General features: G+C 71.9%; 16 protein-coding genes. 6 read left to right on the top strand and 10 right to left on the bottom strand.

All coding sequences use genetic code 11. From position 1 onward, the window contains the following. Window positions 1-18: 18 nt before the first annotated feature. The 3 genes from ACOZ38_RS04390 to ACOZ38_RS04380 form a co-directional block, all read right to left on the bottom strand. Entirely contained in the window at window positions 19-1,602 is a 1,584-nt protein-coding gene (locus tag ACOZ38_RS04390) for a hypothetical protein (protein WP_424528923.1), read from the bottom strand. Between the two features lie 222 nt (window positions 1,603-1,824). Beyond that, window positions 1,825-1,998, bottom strand: a complete 174-nt coding sequence (locus ACOZ38_RS04385; RefSeq protein WP_424528922.1) for a hypothetical protein — start codon at window positions 1,996-1,998, stop codon at window positions 1,825-1,827. A 143-nt stretch (window positions 1,999-2,141) separates the two neighbouring features. After that, window positions 2,142-3,164: a helix-turn-helix domain-containing protein gene (locus ACOZ38_RS04380; RefSeq protein WP_424528921.1), complete on the bottom strand. Its 1,023-nt coding sequence runs from the start codon at window positions 3,162-3,164 to the stop codon at window positions 2,142-2,144. Window positions 3,165-3,476: 312 nt separating this feature from the next. Between ACOZ38_RS04380 and ACOZ38_RS04375 the strand changes: the two genes are divergently transcribed. Beyond that, complete coding sequence (locus ACOZ38_RS04375) at window positions 3,477-4,415, top strand: NADP-dependent oxidoreductase (protein WP_424528920.1); 939 nt, start codon at window positions 3,477-3,479, stop codon at window positions 4,413-4,415. Between the two features lie 89 nt (window positions 4,416-4,504). On the opposite strand, the gene ACOZ38_RS04370 is transcribed toward ACOZ38_RS04375, so the two are convergent. Beyond that, on the bottom strand, window positions 4,505-5,806 hold the full coding sequence (locus tag ACOZ38_RS04370; RefSeq protein ID WP_405144166.1) for a glycoside hydrolase family 18 protein: 1,302 nt from the start codon (window positions 5,804-5,806) through the stop codon (window positions 4,505-4,507). 123 nt (window positions 5,807-5,929) lie between these two features. Between ACOZ38_RS04370 and ACOZ38_RS04365 the strand changes: the two genes are divergently transcribed. After that, a complete protein-coding gene (locus ACOZ38_RS04365; RefSeq protein ID WP_424528919.1) occupies window positions 5,930-6,052 on the top strand; it encodes a hypothetical protein in 123 nt (40 codons plus the stop codon). Here the strand turns inward: ACOZ38_RS04365 and ACOZ38_RS04360 are convergent, their stop codons facing one another. Then, window positions 6,053-6,514, bottom strand: a complete 462-nt coding sequence (locus tag ACOZ38_RS04360; protein ID WP_424528918.1) for a PPOX class F420-dependent oxidoreductase — start codon at window positions 6,512-6,514, stop codon at window positions 6,053-6,055. A gap of 109 nt (window positions 6,515-6,623) precedes the next feature. On the opposite strand from ACOZ38_RS04360, the gene ACOZ38_RS04355 reads away from it, so the two are divergent. Next, window positions 6,624-9,509: a helix-turn-helix transcriptional regulator gene (locus tag ACOZ38_RS04355; RefSeq protein ID WP_424528917.1), complete on the top strand. Its 2,886-nt coding sequence runs from the start codon at window positions 6,624-6,626 to the stop codon at window positions 9,507-9,509. A gap of 188 nt (window positions 9,510-9,697) precedes the next feature. Here the strand turns inward: ACOZ38_RS04355 and ACOZ38_RS04350 are convergent, their stop codons facing one another. Genes ACOZ38_RS04350 through ACOZ38_RS04340 form a run of 3 tightly spaced genes read right to left on the bottom strand, consistent with a single transcriptional unit; the run spans window position 9,698 to window position 13,001 of the window. After that, on the bottom strand, window positions 9,698-10,474 hold the full coding sequence (locus ACOZ38_RS04350) for an ABC transporter permease (RefSeq protein WP_424528916.1): 777 nt from the start codon (window positions 10,472-10,474) through the stop codon (window positions 9,698-9,700). Beyond that, window positions 10,471-12,060 (bottom strand): ABC transporter permease subunit, encoded by a 1,590-nt coding sequence (locus ACOZ38_RS04345; RefSeq protein WP_424528915.1) that lies wholly within the window; start codon window positions 12,058-12,060, stop codon window positions 10,471-10,473. The genes ACOZ38_RS04350 and ACOZ38_RS04345 overlap by 4 nt, the downstream gene beginning before the upstream one ends. Beyond that, on the bottom strand, window positions 12,057-13,001 hold the full coding sequence (locus ACOZ38_RS04340; protein ID WP_424528914.1) for an ATP-binding cassette domain-containing protein: 945 nt from the start codon (window positions 12,999-13,001) through the stop codon (window positions 12,057-12,059). Before ACOZ38_RS04340 ends, ACOZ38_RS04345 begins: the two co-directional genes overlap by 4 nt. A gap of 109 nt (window positions 13,002-13,110) precedes the next feature. On the opposite strand from ACOZ38_RS04340, the gene ACOZ38_RS04335 reads away from it, so the two are divergent. Both ACOZ38_RS04335 and ACOZ38_RS04330 read left to right on the top strand, forming a co-directional pair. Continuing rightward, a complete protein-coding gene (locus ACOZ38_RS04335) occupies window positions 13,111-14,298 on the top strand; it encodes a sensor histidine kinase (protein ID WP_424528913.1) in 1,188 nt (395 codons plus the stop codon). Beyond that, window positions 14,295-14,963, top strand: coding sequence for a response regulator transcription factor (locus ACOZ38_RS04330; protein ID WP_424528912.1), 669 nt, complete (start codon window positions 14,295-14,297; stop codon window positions 14,961-14,963). The genes ACOZ38_RS04335 and ACOZ38_RS04330 overlap by 4 nt, the downstream gene beginning before the upstream one ends. Window positions 14,964-14,969: 6 nt before the next feature. Here ACOZ38_RS04330 and ACOZ38_RS04325 read toward each other — a convergent pair whose 3' ends face one another. Both ACOZ38_RS04325 and ACOZ38_RS04320 read right to left on the bottom strand, forming a co-directional pair. After that, window positions 14,970-15,659, bottom strand: coding sequence for a response regulator (locus ACOZ38_RS04325; RefSeq protein WP_424528911.1), 690 nt, complete (start codon window positions 15,657-15,659; stop codon window positions 14,970-14,972). Next, window positions 15,656-16,870 carry a sensor histidine kinase gene (locus tag ACOZ38_RS04320; RefSeq protein WP_424528910.1) on the bottom strand — a complete coding sequence of 405 codons (1,215 nt, stop codon included), beginning with the start codon at window positions 16,868-16,870 and terminating at the stop codon, window positions 15,656-15,658. The genes ACOZ38_RS04325 and ACOZ38_RS04320 overlap by 4 nt, the downstream gene beginning before the upstream one ends. Window positions 16,871-17,142: 272 nt before the next feature. Between ACOZ38_RS04320 and ACOZ38_RS04315 the strand changes: the two genes are divergently transcribed. Continuing rightward, a complete protein-coding gene (locus ACOZ38_RS04315; protein WP_405144153.1) occupies window positions 17,143-17,370 on the top strand; it encodes a hypothetical protein in 228 nt (75 codons plus the stop codon). Window positions 17,371-17,386 lie beyond the last annotated feature (16 nt).

Here is a 17,386-nt window from a genome sequence, read left to right as displayed (position 1 = left end):
CATGCCGCCCGTGACGGGCTACTTGCCCCTGCGGATCTTCCCGAACTCGACGCGGGATCCGGGGTTCAGCCCGACGTCGCGGACGCGCGCGGACTCCCCGGTCCGCACGTCGACCGCGTAGAACCCGAAGGACTCGTGTCCGACCTCCGTCACGGCGTGGACGAGGTACTCGCGGTCGCCGAGCCACTCGCGCGCGAAGGAGTGACTCGGCTCCGACAGGGGCTTCAGCGGGAACCGCTCGTTGACGCGTCCTGTCACGGGGTCGGTGGTCACGAGGTACTGCTCGTCCCCATGGTCGAAGTCGGTGAGCACCCCGGCGAGCGTGCGCCCGTCCGGGGACAGCCCGTCGACGCCGGTCGCGGTGAACTCCTTGGTCACCTTGCGGTTACGGTCGATCATGACCACGGTCTTGGGGGTCTCGGTCAACTCGGGGCATTCCCGTCTCAGGGCCATGGTGGCGCCCTCTCTGGCCATGCCGATCACCCCGCAGTAGCCGGGCATCGCCGAGGTCGTCCCCGTGGTGAAGTCGGTGATCAGCACCCGGGGCCCGGTACCGCCGAAGGCGACCGCGAACACGCGGCCGTCGGGAGACATGTCGAGTCCCGCTACGTCCAACAGAGTCGACCACGGGACGGGCGGGGAGATGTCCACCATGCGCGCCGAGGGCAGGTCCCAGGCGACGAAGCGCGACCGGGCCTTGCTGAAGTACGCGATGCGGTGCCCGTCGGGGCTCACCCGCAAGGGCACCGAGCTTCCCCGCTCACGGGTGTGCACGCTGTTCACCGCGTCGACCAGGTCGATGTCCGCACTGCAGCCGTCGTCCCCGCAGCCCTCTCCGAACCAGGTGCCCAGCTCCATCCGCCCGCTCTGCCCCTGCTTGTACGCCGTGAAGACCTTCCACTCGGTGCAATGGATCGCTGACTGCTCCTCGGAAGGGGGGACGGAATCCTCGCACGCCGTGGTCTGCGGCACATACGCGTACTGGACGGGCGGATCGAACGGTCCCGGCTTCCACACGTACTCGGGATCCGGCTTGTCGCGGTTGAGGTAGAGGGCTCCGGCGGCGATCACCGCCACCACGACGACCAGGATGGCGGCACGTCCGGCCCGGCCCTTCCTGACGGACGCCAGCGCCCCCTCGGCCAGGTCCGCCACCTCAGGGGCCCGATCGGCGTGCTCCGCCAGCGCTTCGGCGACGGAACGGCCTTCGAGACGCGGCTCCAGCACGGCCTCCGCCGCCGCGAGCCGTTCCCGGGCCGGCTCCGTCGCCATGCCGAGCACCCACGCGGTGCTCTCCAGCGGAACGCCCTCGTGGTGGGACGCCACCAGGAGCACCCGGTCTTCGAGCGGCAGCCCGGAAAGCGGCCCGGCCTCGCCGCCCGCCTCGGCCCCCGCCGCGAGCACGCGCCGGTAGAGGACGCCCCTGGCCGCCGCCACCGGATCCTGCCACCGGAGCCTCGCCCAGTCGGCGCCGATGGACCCGTACACCGACCGGACCAGCGACTCGGCCTCCGCGCCCGACCCGGTCAGCAGATAGGCCGTGCCGAGGAGACCCTGCCGGGTGTCGGAGACGAACTGCCGGAACCCCAGATATCGCCTCACCACGCCCGTCCCCCTGCCGCGTCCGGCCCAGTGCGTGGAAACGAGACCACCGTCGGTAATTCCGGCAAAGCCCGCTCACCCGACCCCGCAAATGCCGCGCGATCCGCCTGCTTTCCGGCGCGGCGCCCAGCTGGAAAAGATATGTCCGCGCGATCACTTTCGCATCACGGCGCCGGATGTCACTCGCACGGAATTCACGGGACCCTTTTCCAGCCCGGCGTTCTACGCGTGGGCGCTACCGGGGCCCGCCCACGCGAGCTGGGTGCTGGTCGGACCCGCCCACGCGAGCTGGTCGCTCGTCGGGCCGGCCCAGGCGAGCGCGGCGGGAGCGAGGCCGCCCACCGATCCGAGGATGGCCGCGGCCAGGATCGCCGCCATAAGACGTGTCGAACGCATGAGCCCCTCCGTTGATGACGCGCGGCCCGCACAGGCGGCCGCGTCTGAACAGGATCGCCACAACCGGCTTTCACGCCCCCGTTCGGCGAAAGTGCCGGTATGCGGACAATCGTGCCGCGTGTCTCCCGTACGGTCATTGACCGTCAGCGCATGGCCGTTGACCGTTCGCGCACGTCCGGCTCGCGGCGGTCGCGGCGGTAGGCGGCGGGCGGCATCCCGTAGGTGGTACGGAACAGGCGGTTGAAGTGCGAACCGTCCGCGAAGCCCCACCGGGCGGCGACGGCGTTCACCGGGCAGCCGTCCATCGCGGGATCGGCCAGGTCACGACGGCAGCGTTCGAGCCGGCGCCGCCTGATCCAGCCCGCCACCGTGAGCCCCTGCCGCTGGAAGAGCCTGTGCAGGTAACGGGTGGAGACGTGGTGCGCGGCGGCGATCATGGAAGGGGTGAGATCCGCCTGCCCGAGCCGCTGCTCGGCGAAGGCCTGGACCCGCACGAACAGCGCCGTCGCCTCGTCGTCCGCGGGCCTCCACGCGTCGCCTTCGGCCTCGTGGGCGACCAGGGCCGCCACGAGGTCGAGCACCACCGTGGACAGCCGCGCGGCGTCGCCGGGCGACAGCGTCTCCGACTGCCGCACCAGTTGGCGCAGCACCCCGGCCAGGATCAGTCCGACGCCGTCGAACCCGGACATCCGCCGGACGAGAAGCCGCTCCACCATGGCGGACGGCAGCGGCAGCAGGTCGCGGGGGAACTGGAGGATGAGCCCGTCGGCCAGGACGGACTCCGCACGCCTCGCCGTCCCGCCATAGGGATCGGTCACGACGTGGAAGGTGCGCGAGGTGTCGTACAGCACGAAGTCGGCGGACCCGGTGCGGACCTCGCGACCTTCCTGCTGGATCAAGGAGCTGCCCCGCCGGGTCATGGACAGGTGGTAGAGGCCCGGGTCGGACCGGCGGATCAGGGCCGGCGTGCGGCGGGCCTGGAACGGCACGCACAGGCCCCTCGTGAGCTGGACCGGACCAAGGTCGAGCGAGCGCATCTCGGCCCTGAAGTCCGCCCGCCGGTCACTGTTGCCATGGACGGGGATGATCGAGGTGGCCACCGCCTCCCACCAGAAGTCGAACCGGTGAGAGGGCGCCACGTGGTCGGTACTGATCAGACTGAGCAAATCCCAATCCCATCCTCACGAATCCTGCTTCATCGCGGAACGGAGGGGTTTCGAGCACGAAGAACGGACATCATCGGCGTCTCGTCCCCGTCATTTCCGCCCCCGTGGAACTCCGGCTTCAGCACGGGCGGGGCCCCGCCCCCGCCCTCGTCTCCGTAGACGTCTCACCAGTTTTACGCCCTAACCATGACAAAAGTTCCTAGAACGCGAGTTCTACATCCAGCGGCGCTCGACGCGGGTCACCGTACACGGCGGGGGTTCGTGGTTTGATCGTCTCGGTGGAGTTCGGCTGTCCGGCTCGGGAGGGGACCCGTGAAGGCGATCAGCTACAGGCGGTACGGCGGGCCCGAGGTCCTGGAGTTCCGCGACGCGCCCGAGCCCAAGCTCGGCCCGGAGTCGGTGCTCATCGAGGTCAGGGCGGCGGCGGTCAACCCCGTCGACTGGCAGATCGCCGCGGGCCACCTGGACGGCCGGTTCGACGTGCACTTCCCCGTCATCCCCGGGTGGGACGTCGCGGGCGTGGTCTCGGCCGTCGGCCCGACGGTGACGGAGTTCGCGCCCGGTGACGAGGTGATCGGGTACCTCCGCACTGACACCATCGGCCGAGGGACGTACGCCGAGCGGGTCGCCGCGCCCACCCGCACGATCGCGCGCAAGCCGGCCAACCTCGGGTGGGAGCAGGCCGCGGCCGTGCCCATCGCGGGCCTCACGGCGTACCAGTCGCTGGTCCACGCCCTTGACGTCGGTCCTGGCGACACCGTGCTCGTCCAGGCGGCGGCCGGCGGCGTCGGGTCGTTCGCCGTGCAGATCGCCGTCGCCCTCGGAGCCCAGGTCATCGGCACGGCCTCCGAGCGCAACCACGACCACCTCATGAGGCTCGGCGCGCGGCCCGTCACGTACGGCCCGGGGCTCGCGGACCGGGTCCGCGCCCTGGCGCCCGAGGGGGTGACCGCGATCCTCGACATGTACGGCGGCGGCGAGCTGACCTCGTCGGTGGCCCTGCTGGCGAGCGGCGCAGGGAAGCGCGTGGTGTCCCTGGCCGACGACGGGGTGCGGGACCTCGGCGGCACGTTCGTCTTCGCCCGGCCCAGCCGGGACGACCTGGACCAGCTCACGCGGCTGATCGAGGCCGAACGCCTGGTGCCGGAGGTGGCCACCGTCCTCGACCTCTCCGACGCCGCCGAAGCCTTCCGCCTGAGCCAGACGGGCCACACCCGAGGCAAGATCGTCCTGAGGGTCGGCACCGGCTGACCCGCCCCCGCGCGGGAGCATCTCCTGCCGGGCCTCCGGCATGGATCGGCCGGCGGCGTACCGATCCTCGGTACGCCGCCGGTCTTCTGTCAGCGGAGGATCTTGTAGAGGGCCGAGGTGAGGGAGGCCTTGGTGTCGTCCTGGTCGATGGACCACATCATCGAGCCGCCGAGCCCCTTCAGCCTGATGTAGGCGGCCTTCTCCAGCAGCGACGCCGGGTCGTCGTACGACCAGAACTCGTTGCCGTCGTACAGCCACAGCGTGCCGGTGAGCAGGTCGCGGTACCGCTTGCCGGGCTTGTTCACGAGGATCTTGTAGTCCTCGGTGCCCGGTGCCCACGTCGCGGGCGCGGGGCCCGTGGCCTGGGCGTACAGGCCGTTGCCCGTGGACTTCACGCCGGTCCAGCCCTGGCCGTACGCGGGGACGCCGACCACGATCTTCTTGGCGGGGGCGCCGCGCGACAGGTAGTCGCGGACGGTGGCGTCCACGCTGTACTTGACCGGGTTCGGGTCCTTGCGGTCGGTGAACAGGTTGCCGTTGTGGCCGGTCCTGTTCTCCCACGAGCCGTGCAGGTCGTACCCCTGGATCGTGGCGAAGTCCAGGCTGCTGAACACCTCGCGGACCTCGAAGCCGGCGTCGATCTTGGCAGCGGCGGCGGGCAGGAAGGCGGTGAGCTCGCTCTTCGCGTCGTACGCCTTCATCTGCCGGCGCAGCTCCGCGGCGAACAGCGTGAAGTTGTGCTTGTCCTCGGGCCTGATGACGTTGCCCGCGTTGCCCTCCGAGCCCGGCCACTCCCAGTCCAGGTCGATGCCGTCGAAGACGCCCGCGCCGGCGCCCGCGGCCAGGCCCGGCAGGTCGCCCTTGAGCCAGAGGCCGACACACGAGGCGGCGAGCGCGCTGCGGGCCTGCGGGGTGCTGACGGCGTCGGAGAAGTACTTCGACCCGGTCCAGCCGCCGAGGGAGATCAGCGTCTTGAGGCCGGGGTTCCTGGCCTTGAGCTTCTTGAGCTGGTTCAGGTTGCCGTTGAGCGCCTGACCCGGCTGGTCGGCGACGCCGTCCACGCTCTCCTCGGCGGAGACCGGCCGCTGCCAGTCGGCCCAGGCGTCGGCCGAGACGCAGGTGCCGTCGGCGCCGACGTTCCCGAAGGCGTAGTTGATGTGTGTCAGCTTGGCCGCGGCACCGCTGGTGTCCACGTCCTTGACGTGGTAGTCGCGGCCGTAGATGCCCCACTGGATAAAGTAGGCGACCCGCTTGAACCGGTCACCGCCGTCCGGATGCGCTTGGGCTCGCGCGGGTACGGCTGTCGCCGCCAGGGCCTCGGCGGGCACGGCCACCGCGGCGAGGCCGACGGCGATCGCCGCCGCGAGTAGGTGCTGGAAAGGACGTCGCACGGCCATCTCCACTTGCTGCTCGGAGGAGCTTATTTATAGGAAAGTTTCCTATGAGTTTTCACGGATCGTAGAGTCCCCCGTGCGACGCGTCAATGCCTTCTCCCCGCCCTTTCCGATCAACCTGTGAAAGCCTTCCAAGTGGGGGCCGCGACGCTGCGCCACCTCACCCACGGGCACGCCGGCTACCAGGAGATCCTGCCGCCGCACACGGAGAACTCCCTCGGTGACCCGGCTCGGAACGAGTGATCAGGCGAGGCGCGCGGGGAAGCCGCCGGTGGCGACCGGGCCCCATCTCACCGGAGTGATGCGCAGCAGCGACTTGCCCTGGCGCTCCATGGCCGCGCGGTAGTCGTCCCAGTCGGGGTGCTCGCCCGAGATGGACCGGTAGTACTCGACCAGCGGTTCGAGCGCCTCGGGCATGTCGAGGACCTCGCAGGCCCCGTCGACCTGGACCCACGGCCCGTCGAAGTCGTCGGACAGGATGACGACGCTCACCTTGGGGTCGCGCCGGGCGTTCCTGGTCTTGGCGCGTTCGGGATACGTGGACACCACGATGCGGCCGAGGTCGTCGACACCGCAGGTCACCGGGGACGCCTGCGGCCCGCCGTCACCCCGCGTCGTGATCACGAGCGCCCTGTGGCGCTCACGGATGAAGTCGAGCAGCTGCTCACGGGTGACGGTGTCCGCGGTCGCGATCCTCGGGCTCATGGCCTCACTGTACGACGACGCGGCCCGCCCGTTCACTCCGCCACCACCGGCACCACCGCGATCTTGCCCGTCTGGGGAAATGTCAGAGGCGGCTGGCATTCTTGTGGGCGTGACGGCCCATACGGTGAGCCCCCTGTTCGTCGGGCGCGCGGACGAGCTCGGCCTCCTCCGCGACGCGCTCGCCCGGGTGCGCGCCGGAGCCGCCACCACCGTGTTCGTCGGCGGCGAGGCCGGTGTGGGCAAGACCCGCCTGATCCGCGAGTTCGTCCAGCGGGCCGGCTCCGCCCGGGTCCTCGTCGGCGGCTGTCTTGAGCTGGGCACCGACGGCCTGCCCTTCGCCCCCTTCACCGCGGTGCTGCGCACGCTCGCGCGCGACCTCGGCCGCGAGGGCATCGCAGCGCTGGTCCCCGGCGGGCGCACGCGGGGGCTCGCCCGCCTGCTCCCGGAGTTCGGCGAGCCCGACGACGACGGCGCCGAGGCCCGTGCCCGGCTGTTCGAGCAGGTCCTCGGCCTGATGGAGCGGCTCGCCGAGCTGGAGCCCACCGTCTTGGTCATCGAGGACGCCCACTGGGCCGATCGCTCCACCCGCGACCTGCTGTCGTTCCTCACCCGCTACCAGCGGCCGGACACCCGCCTGCTGACCCTCGTCACCTACCGCTCCGACGAGCTCCACCGCACCCATCCCCTGCGCCCCCTGCTGACCGAGCTCAGCCGCATCGACTGGGTGGCCCGGCTGGAGCTGGGCAGGCTGAGCCGGCGCGAGGTGGTCGAGCAGGCCGCCGGCATCCTCGAGAGGGAGCCCCTGGAGCTCGACGTCGATGTGATCTACGCCCGCAGCGAGGGCAACCCGCTGTTCGTGGAGGCGCTGCTCAGCGGCGGCGAGGGCGAGGCTCTGCCCGAGTCGCTGCGCGACCTGCTCCTGGCCGGCGTCGAGCGCCTCCCCGAGGACACCCAGGAGCTGCTCAGGGTGGCCAGCGCGGGCGGCGCCCGCATCGAGCACGCCCTGCTCGCCGCGGTCGCGGGTCTCGACGACGGCGCGCTGTCGCGCGCGCTGCGCCCCGCCGTCACCGGCAACGTGCTGGTGGTCGACGGCGAGGGGTACGCCTTCAGGCACGCGCTCATCCGCGAGGCCGTGCACGACGACCTGCTCCCCGGTGAGCACACCCGCCTGCACACCCGTTTCGCCCAGACCCTGGAGCGCGACCCCGCCATCCTTCCCGCCCTGCGCGGAGCCGTCGAGCTGGCCCACCACTGGCACGCCGCGCACGACGCCCCCTCGGCGCTCGTCAGCGCGTGGCGCGCGGCCGTCGCCGCCAGGAGGTCGGCCGCCTACGACGAGCAGCTGCGCATGCTCACCCGGGTCCTGGAGCTGTGGGACACCGTGCCCGGCGCGGCCGAGAAGACCGGGCACGACTACTTCGACGTGATCAGGCAGACCATCACCGTGGCCCACCTGGCCGGTGAGTTCGAGCGCGGCATCTCGCTGGCCAAGGCGGCCCTGCGTGAGATCGACAGCGACGCCGACCCCGTCCGGGCGGCCCGGGTGCTGCGACAGCGCGGGCTCGTGCGCTACGACCTGGGCCGGGCGGGGTTCCTCGAAGACCTGCGCACGGCCGCCCGGCTCGTACCCGCCGACCCTCCCACCGAGCTGCGCGCCAAGGTGCTGGAGAACCTCGCGCGCACGCTCCACGGGCCCGACGCCTGGGCCGAGAGAGAAGCGCTGGCAGAGGAGGCCATGCGCATAGCCCGCCTCGTGGGCGACGCCGACACCGAGGCGGGTGCCCTCATCACGCTCACCTGGTCCAAGTGGCGTTACTCGGAGTCGGAGACCCAGGACGCCGCGTACACGCGGGCACGCGAGATCGCCGGCAGGGCGCCCACCTACCACGGGCTCATGCGGGCCGCCATCTCCGAGTCCGACTCGCTGGAGGGGGCAGGCCGGCACGAGGAGGCCGCCAAGGTCGCCCGCAGGGGCATGGCCGACGCCGAGGCGTACGGCATGGCCCGCACCTCGGGCGCCTTCCTGGCGATCAATCTCGCCGAGCCGCTGCTCTCTCTGGGGCAGTGGGACGAGGCGCTGAGCGTCATCCAGCGCGCCCTCGACGTCATGCCGCCCCCGCCCTACCGCGCGAGCCTGCAGGGCTTCGCCACCGACATCGCCCTGGCCAGGGGCGAGCTCGATCGAGCAGGCGCGCTCTTCCAGTCGTCGAGGAGCATCATGGCCTTCGGCACCTACCGCGACCAGACGATCCTGCCGCACCTCCGCAGGGAGATCGAGCTGCTGATCGCGCACGGTCGCGGCGACGAGGCGTTCACGCTGGTCGAGAAGCATCTGGGCGACCACGACCCGGGTGCGGCTTCGCGCTACGTCTGGCCGGTGCTCGTGACGTGCGTCCAGGTGGCCGGGCCCCTGCTCGGCAAGCTGCGCGCGCTGGCGGCCGAGCAGGAGGTCGACGGAGGTCTTCAGCAGGCCCACCGTCTCACCTTCCAGGCCGAGGTGGCCCGGGCGTCCGGCTCGGCCGACCTCCCCGCGTGGGACAGGGCCGCGGCCGCCTGGGCCGCGCTGAGCCAGCCGTACGCCGAGGCCCGTGCCCTGCTCGGCGCCGCTCACGCCGCCGTCGCCGAGGGCGAGCGCGACGAGGCGGCCGGGCGGCTGTCGCGGGCGGCGCTCCTCGCCGGCGGGCTCGGCGCCGTGCCCCTGGCCGACGAGATCGGCTCCCTGGCCAGGAGGGCGCGCCTGCCGATCGCCGGCGAGTCCGCCGCCCCTGATCCCCCGGCCGCCTCCGAGGGCACCGAGCTGAGGCTGACGGCCCGCGAGCACGAGGTGCTGCGTCTGGTGACGACCGGTCGCAGCAACCGCGAGATCGCCGCCGAGCTGTTCATCTCGGCGAAGACCGTGAGCGTGCACGTCTCCAACATCCTCGCCAAGCTCGGCGTCGCCTCCCGGGGCGAGGCGTCGGCGACGGCCCACCGGCTCCACCTGTTCGACGGCTAGCCCGACGGCCCTCGGGGCGTCCCCACCGTCATAGAGCCCGGGAAGAGCCACTCACCCGACGTGCCACCGACGCGACCGCTCACCCGACGTGCCACCGGACCACCGCTCACGCATCGCGCGCCGGAGCCAATGATCACGCGCGCGCCGCCGGAGCCACCGCTCATGCGTCGCGCCACCGGAGCCACCGATCACGCGTCGCGGCGCCGGAGCAGGAGGCCGCCGGCTGTGAGCGCCGCCGCGGACCAGATGGCGAGCACGCCCAGCCCGGCCCATGGGCTGAGGGGCAGGCTGGAGAGTTGGGTGGTGGCCTGGATGGCGAGCCCGGCGTTCATCGGCGAGATCTGCCAGAGGAACCGCTGCCAGTCCTGATCGGAGACCATGAGGATGATGATCGGGAAGAGATAGAGCAGGCCGAGCACGACCCCGATGGCCGCCGCGGAGTCCCGCACGGCGGCCGCGACGCCGAGGCTCAGCAGGGCGATCAGCGCGAGGTAGAGGACCGATCCGGCGGCCGCCCGGAGCGTGGAGCCGTCGGCCAGGGACATCAGCGGTTGACCGTGGGCGGGGGTGAAGCCGTTGCCGGGCAGGATGAGCCGCCCGGCCAGCACGGACGCGAGCACGGCGAGGGTGCCCGCGGCGAGCGTCAGGCCGGTGAGAACGGCCGCCTTGGCGGCCAGGACGGCTGCCCGGCGCGGCATCGCGGTCAGGGTGGTGCGGATCATGCCGGTGCCGTACTCGCCGGTGATCGCCACCACGGCCAGGACGGCGACGATCGCCTGGCCCACCTGGACTCCGAAGAGGCTGATCCTGGTGGCGTCGTAGGCACAGCCCGCCTGCGGGCAGGACACGGTGGCGGCCGCCGCGGCACTTACGGCGAGGGTCAGCGTGATGATCCCGAGAAGCAGCCCGCCAGTGCCTCTCGTGGTGCGCAGTTTGGTCCACTCCGCATGCAGTTCTCGTCTCATGCGTCTCTCCGGCGCAACTGGAAGACGGCCAGGCCGAGGATGAGTGCGGTGTAACCGCACAGCACGGCGAAGCCGGCCCACGGCGGCAGCGGGTAGTAGCCCGCCTGCGGGACATAGTGGCCGATCACGTGCGCGTACTGCGGGATGCTCTGCTGGATGGCGAAGCCGGCGGCCGGGGTCAGCCGAAGCAGCCACTGCGCCGCGCCGTCGGGCAGGAGGGAGGTGGTCGCGAGGACGTGGGGCAGGATGATCAGCACGATGGCGGTGATGACGGCCGCGACGCCGCGCCGGAACAAGGCGCCAAGGGCGAGGGCGAAGACCGCGGCGACGGCGAGCAGCGCTGCGACGCCCACGATGACGCGAACCTCGGTGAACAGAGAAACCGGGAGGATGTAGTTGCCGTTGGCACGCAGGATCCGCGTGCCGAACGTGACCGTGACCATGACTGCGGCCAGCCCGGCGATGAAGGTAACCGTTCCGATCACGACGGCCTTCGCCATCAACACCCGGCCGCGCCGCGGGTTGGCGAGCAGGGTGGTACGGATCAGGCCGCGCCGGTATTCGGCGGTTATGAACATCACCGCCAGGACGATCACCAGGGTCAGCGCGATGATCACGCCGGTGAGGGTGAACTCGATCCTTCCGTCATCCCCGAGCGGCCCGATGTCGCCGGTCCCGGTCACGGTGAACGTGCCGCCGGACTCGACGGCGCCGCCCGGGTGGTGGGGGGTGACCCCATCGAGCTCGAAGCTGACTCCCACATCGTCACGGCTCCAAGCGCCGCGAGACACCGTGCCCTGCAGGCTGACATTGTCCAAGACGGCGGTGGCCTCGCTGAAGCGTGCTTGCACGATGCTGCCGGCGATGACACCCTGCTTCACCGTCACATCGCCCGGGGACGCGGCAAAGAGCCCGATCCGCACCGTGGTCGGCAGCCCGGCCAGCCGAGCCGTACCGACCTTGGACCAGTTCGTGCCGTCGGTCGAGTCGTAGCCGTTGATCGTGTCACCGGAGCGGACGAGCCGTAGCCAGCGCGGCGATTTCCCCGATACCGAACCCGGACGGCCCGCCATATCCTGCGTGAAGTTGTACTGCATCCGCACGCCGTGGGCAGGGGTGACCATCACCGCCGCGTAGGGCGCGCCCTGCTTCGTGCTCTCCTTGATCATGATGCCGGCCTTCGCCCACGGCACGAGGCCGGGGACGGGCGCGGGACCGGGACCGATAGTGCCGGGAGGCGGGGGCTGTTTGATCCGGCCGGTCATCGAGGTCGTGCGGACGGTGATGCTGCCGTTCCCGGTCAGCGACTGGTGCACGAAGTAGAACTGGTCGTTCACCGCTTCGCCGTCCGGTCCCACCGGAGGAGCGGGGCAGGCGACCTCAACAGGGCCCTTGCTGCAAGACGAGTGGTTGCCTGCCGCGCTGAACAGCCCGAGCAGCACGATGACCAGCGCCGCGACCACCATGCCGATCATCCAGCCGCGGACCGTCCGGAACTTCGTCCACTCCGCGCGCAGCAGTTGCGTGAACCCGTCGCGCCCGGTCCACAGGCCCGAACGGTACGGCGTGACTGTGCCGGTGGTCATCGCGCCGCCTCCCGTCCCGCGGCTGCCCCCGTGGCGGCGCGGAACTCGACCGCGTCCCGGGTGAGGGCCATGTAGGCCTCCTCAAGCGTCGCGCGATGCGCCGATACCTCGGAGAACGGCACCGCGTTCTCGCTGAGGACGGCCACGATGCGCTCGGCCGCCAGGCCGGAGACGGTGAGAGTGTCGCGGCCGGTGGCGGCCACGTCCGCACCGGCGTGCGCCAGCGCGGTCATGGCCTCCGACTCCGCCGAGGTGCGCAGCGTGACCCGGTCGCGGGACGCGGCCGCTATCAGATCGGCCACGTTGGTGTCCGCGACGACCCGGCCCCGGCCCACCACCACCAGATGGCCGGCGGTGTCCTCGAGCTCGCTCATCAGGTGGCTGGACACCAGCACGGCGCGGCCCTCCGCGGCCAGCGACCGCAGGAAGCCGCGCATCCACACGATGCCCTCGGGATCGAGGCCGTTGGACGGCTCATCCAGCATGAGCACCGGCGGGTCGCCGAGCAGCGCCGCGGCGATCCCGAGCCGCTGCCGCATGCCCAGGGAGTAGCCGCCCGCCTTCCTCCGGATCACTTCCCGCAGCCCGACCTGCTCGGCCACCTCGTCGACCCGCTTGACGCCCAGTCCCTGCGAGTGGGCCAGCCACAGCAGATGGTCGCGGGCGGTGCGGCTCGGCTGCAGCGCCGCGGCGTCCAGCAGCGCGCCGACGTGGCGCAGCGGGAAACGCAGGCTCCGGTACGGCCGTCCGCCGACCAGCGCGCTGCCCTCGTCGGCCGCGTCCAGGCCGAGGATCACCCGCATCGTGGTGGATTTGCCGGCGCCGTTAGGGCCGACAAAGCCGGTGACATGCCCGGGCCTCACGGTGAAGGACATCCCGTCCAGTGCCACGGTCGGCCCGAAGCGTTTGCGCAGGCCGTCGACTTCGATGATCGCATCCATGCGTTCGGTTCTACGGACACGGCCATAACGTGGGCCGAACGGAGGCCGTCATGTCGTTGTTAGGTCAGGGGCGGCATCCTGGGGGTCCGCACGTAACTGGAGATGGCTGATGAGGAATCCGCGACGCCTGGCGCTGCCGGGCCGCACCGTACGGCTGCGCTTCACCGCCCTGTACGGCGCCCTGTTCCTCCTGTCCGGCGTCGGGCTGCTGGCCGTGACCAACCTCCTGGCCCTCGGGTCGTCGAGGGTCACAGTCGGCGCCCCGAACCAGCCGGTCCAGCAGTCCACGCTCGCGGCAGCCCAGGAGCACATCCGCCTGCTCCAGGCTCAGCTGTCGGAGGTGCGCACGGACCAGTCGCGCCAGCTCCTGATCGGCTCGGTGCTGGCGCTCGCCCTGATGGCCGTGGTGTCGGTCGTGCTGGGCCGGGTCGTCGCGGGCCGGGTGCTGCGCCCGTTGCGGACGATCACCGCGGCCACGCGGCGGATCTCCGCCGACAACCTGCACGAGCGGCTGGCCGTGCCCGGCCCCGCCGACGAGGTGAAGGACCTCGCCGACACCATCGACGGCCTGCTGGAGCGCCTGGAAGGCTCCTTCGCCGCGCAGCGCCGGTTCGTCGCCAACGCCTCCCACGAACTGCGCACCCCGCTGGCGACCATGCGGGCGTCGCTGGACGTGGCCGTCGCCAAGCCCGATCCCGTACCGGCGCAGACGCTCGCGCTCGCGGACCGGCTCCGCACCGAACTGGACCAGGTCGACCGGCTTCTGGAAGGTTTCCTCACGCTCGCCCGCACCCAGCACGGCGCCCTGTCCGACCGCGCGACGATCTCGCTCGGCCGCGTGGTGTCCGCCGCCCTGGACGCCCGGGCCGCCGACATCAGGGACAGGAACCTGACCGTCAACGACGGCGAGGTCCATGACGCCGCCTGGACGCAGGGAAGCCGCACGCTCCTGTCCCGTCTGGTCGACAACGTGATCGACAACGCGATCACCCACAACCACGACGGCGGGTGGATCCGGGTCGCCGCCACGGCCGACGGCGCGACGGCGCGGCTCGTCGTGGAGACGGGCGGGCGAGTTCTCGACCAGGAGCAGCTCGCGCGGCTGGCCCAGCCGTTCCAGCGGCTCGGCGCCGACCGCACCGGCTCCGACACCGGCTCGGGGCTGGGCCTTTCGATCGTCGCGGCCATCGCCACAGCGCACGGCGGCAGCCTCGATCTGGATGCCCGGCGCGAGGGCGGCCTCCGGGTCGCCATCTCCCTGCCCTTGGTCGGCACGCGGGCGGGTGTCCCGGCGTGAGGGTGCTGGTGGTCGAGGACGCGCGCTCCCTGGCGGCCGTCCTGGCCGAGGGGCTGCGCGATCAGGGCATGGCCGTGGACGTGGCGCACGACGGCCTGGAGGCCGCGGCCAAGCTCGACCTCAACGCCTACGACGTGGTCGTCCTCGACCGCGACCTGCCGGGAATCCACGGCGACACCCTCTGCCAGATGATCATCGAACGGGACGACCGCGTCATGGTCCTGATGCTGACCGCGGCCGGCTCGCCCGGCGACCGGGTCAGCGGCCTGACCCTGGGGGCCGACGACTACCTCGCCAAGCCCTTCCACTTCCCCGAGCTGGTCGTGCGCATCAGGTCCCTGGCCCGCCGCCGGCCCTTCGCCCGCCCCCGCACCCTGCGCGCGGCGGGCATCGAGCTCGACCCCCTGCGCCGCACCGCCACCCGCGACGGCCGCGGGCTCGACCTGTCGGTCAAGGAGTTCGCCCTCCTCGAAGCCCTCCTGCGCGCCGCCCCCGCCTTCCTCAGCACCGAGGACCTGCTCGAACAGGTGTGGGACGAACACGCCGACCCGTTCACCAACACCGTCGCCGTCACCATCGGCCGCCTGCGTCGCAAGCTCGGCGACCCGCCGGTCATCACGACCACGCCCGGCGTGGGCTACCGCGTCACCGGGCCGCCCGGCTAGGACACCTCACCCCGGCTCGTGGTCGTCGAGCAGGCCCGCGTCGTGCACGAGGAGCGCGATCTGGACGCGGTTGTTCAGGTCGAGCTTGGTGAGGATGCTGGAGACGTGCGTCTTCACCGTAGGGACGCTGAGGTGCAGCACGGCCCCGATCTGGGCGTTCGACCGGCCATGGCCGACGGCGACGGCGACCTCGCGCTCGCGGCCGTTCAACAGCGCGATGCGGCCCCTGGCGTGGGCGCGGCGCCGGTCGTGACCCGACTCGGCGACCCGGGCGATGAGGCGCCGGGTCACCGCCGGAGACAGCACCGGGTTGCCCCGTGCCACCCGGCGCACCGCGTCCACGATCTCGTCCGGCGGGGTGTCCTTGAGGAGGAAACCGGCGGCCCCCGCGCGCAGGGCACGCAGGACGTGCTCGTCGGCGTCGAAGGTCGTCAGCACGATGACCTCGGGCGCGTGGCGGCGGGCCCGCAGGGCCTCGGTCGCGGCCAGCCCGTCCATCACGGGCATCCGGACGTCCATCAGGACCACCTCGGGTGCGTGCCGGTCGACCAGGGGAATCACCTCGGTGCCGTCACCGGCCTCGGCGACCACGCGGAGGTCCGGGGCCCCGCCCAGCATCATCGCCAGCCCGGCGCGCACGAGCGGGTCGTCGTCGACGATGAGCACGCCGACCGTCGGGGCCTCCGATGGGGTCATGCCGGCCAGGGTAACCAGGCCGACAGCGACCAGCCACCCGCGGTGGTGGGCCCGTGCTCCAGGCGCCCGCTCGCCAGGGCGACGCGCTCCGCCAGCCCGACCAGCCCTTGCCCGGACCAGGCGTTCGCCATGGACGCGGGTCCGGAGCCCGGAACGGGGTCCGGGACGGGCGCGATGGCGGGGGCGTCGGCGGGGGGCGGAGTGGGGTTGGTGTTGCGGACCTCGACGGTCAGGCCCCGGCCCGGCTCCCCCGTCACCCGCACGCTGACCTCGGCCCCCGGGGCGTGCTTGCGGGCGTTGGTGAGAGCCTCCTGCACGATGCGGTACGCGGTGCGGCCCACCCCGTCGGGGACGGTGCCGCCGGTCTCCTCGCGCAGGTCCACCCGCATCCCGGCCCGTACGGACTCGGCGGCGAGCTGCCTGATGTCGGCGAGGGTGGGCTGGGGAAGCTCGCCGACCGGCGCGCGCAGGACGCCGATGACCTCACGCAGATCCTGCAACGCCTGGTGGGCGCTCTCGCGGATCACCTTGGCGGCGCGGGCGATGTCCTCGGCGGGGGCGTCGGGGCGGAACTCCAGCGCGCCGGCGTGCACGCTGAGCAACGACAGCCGGTGGCCGAGCACGTCGTGCATCTCCCTGGCGATCGCCTCGCGGGCATGGTGCTGGGCCTGCTCCGCGCGCAGCCGGGCCTCGGTCTCGGCGCGGACGGCCCGGTCGCGCAGCGACAGCACGAGCCTGCGCCGGTTGTGGATGAACAGGCCCCAGCCGACCGCGGCGCCGTAGATGGCGATGCCCAGCGTGAACAGCAGCAGCGCGGATGTATCCGGCTCGGGACGCACCACGACGTAGACGACCGTGGCCAGGACGCTCAGAACGGAGACGGCCGCCGTGGTCCGCGGGCGCCGGTGCACCGCGACCGTGAACAGCGCCACCACCGTCGCACCGGCCACCAGCTCCGAGAACGCCGATACGGCCGCCAGCGCGACGGCGAGCCCGACCGGGTGGCGGCGGCGCAGCCACAGCGCGGCGCAGCCCAGCACCCCGGAGAGCTGGTCGAGATTGAACAGCCACTTCGGGACCGGCAGCGAGGACGCGTCCAGACGCGTGGCGGACGTCACGACCCCGTAGACGACCGCGAGCAGGAACAGGACGGTGTCGACGACCCAGTCGCGGCGGCTGCGCCGGTACGGACTGCTCGCGGGGGGATCCACTCTCCCGAGGCTACCGATCCGGCGGCCCGGACTCACGGGCCTGAACGGCGAGCGATACCTAAGTCGCGGCGGCCGATGCTTCGGTCGGCGGTGGTGTCCGAACGTCGATGCTTCGGCCGGCCGTGACATCCGAACGTCGATGCTTCGGCCGGCCGTGACATCCGAACGTCGATGCTTCGGTCGGTCCTGGCGCTCCGGGGCCTTACGTCGGTCGGGCGGGGACATACCTGTGGCCGATCCGCCGGGGCGGCCCCGACCCCTAGCGTTGGACCATGCGCCAGCCCCTCCAGCTCCTGGGCCTGTTCCTGGTCCTCGAAGGCATCAGCGGAACGATCGACCACCTCGCCGTCCAGCCCTTCTTCGGCGTGATCCTCAACTTCTTCAACCGCGTCGTGATCCCCCGCGTGGACCTCCTGACGGGGTACGAGCTCTACGCGAACCTGAGCCTGGCGGTCCTGGGCCTGGTCCTGGTCATCGCCGCGGAACGCGCCCAGCCGTGACGAACGAGCCAACAGC

The organism is Sphaerisporangium viridialbum (assembly GCF_049674955.1).
In the GTDB taxonomy this organism is placed as follows: domain Bacteria; phylum Actinomycetota; class Actinomycetes; order Streptosporangiales; family Streptosporangiaceae; genus Sphaerisporangium; species Sphaerisporangium viridialbum.
This window is presented reverse-complemented; position numbering and strand designations above follow the sequence as displayed.

What these genes read in the sequence shown, in the direction of transcription:
- ACOZ38_RS04345 (WP_424528915.1), bottom strand. Translation starts at nt 12,060, where the DNA reads ATGACCACCGGCACAGTCACGCCGTACCGTTCGGGCCTGTGGACCGGG.
- ACOZ38_RS04340 (WP_424528914.1), bottom strand. Translation starts at nt 13,001, where the DNA reads ATGGATGCGATCATCGAAGTCGACGGCCTGCGCAAACGCTTCGGGCCG.
- ACOZ38_RS04315 (WP_405144153.1), top strand. Translation starts at nt 17,143, where the DNA reads ATGCGCCAGCCCCTCCAGCTCCTGGGCCTGTTCCTGGTCCTCGAAGGC.
- ACOZ38_RS04385 (WP_424528922.1), bottom strand. Translation starts at nt 1,998, where the DNA reads ATGCGTTCGACACGTCTTATGGCGGCGATCCTGGCCGCGGCCATCCTC.
- ACOZ38_RS04360 (WP_424528918.1), bottom strand. Translation starts at nt 6,514, where the DNA reads ATGAGCCCGAGGATCGCGACCGCGGACACCGTCACCCGTGAGCAGCTG.
- ACOZ38_RS04325 (WP_424528911.1), bottom strand. Translation starts at nt 15,659, where the DNA reads ATGACCCCATCGGAGGCCCCGACGGTCGGCGTGCTCATCGTCGACGAC.
- ACOZ38_RS04350 (WP_424528916.1), bottom strand. Translation starts at nt 10,474, where the DNA reads ATGAGACGAGAACTGCATGCGGAGTGGACCAAACTGCGCACCACGAGA.
- ACOZ38_RS04335 (WP_424528913.1), top strand. Translation starts at nt 13,111, where the DNA reads ATGAGGAATCCGCGACGCCTGGCGCTGCCGGGCCGCACCGTACGGCTG.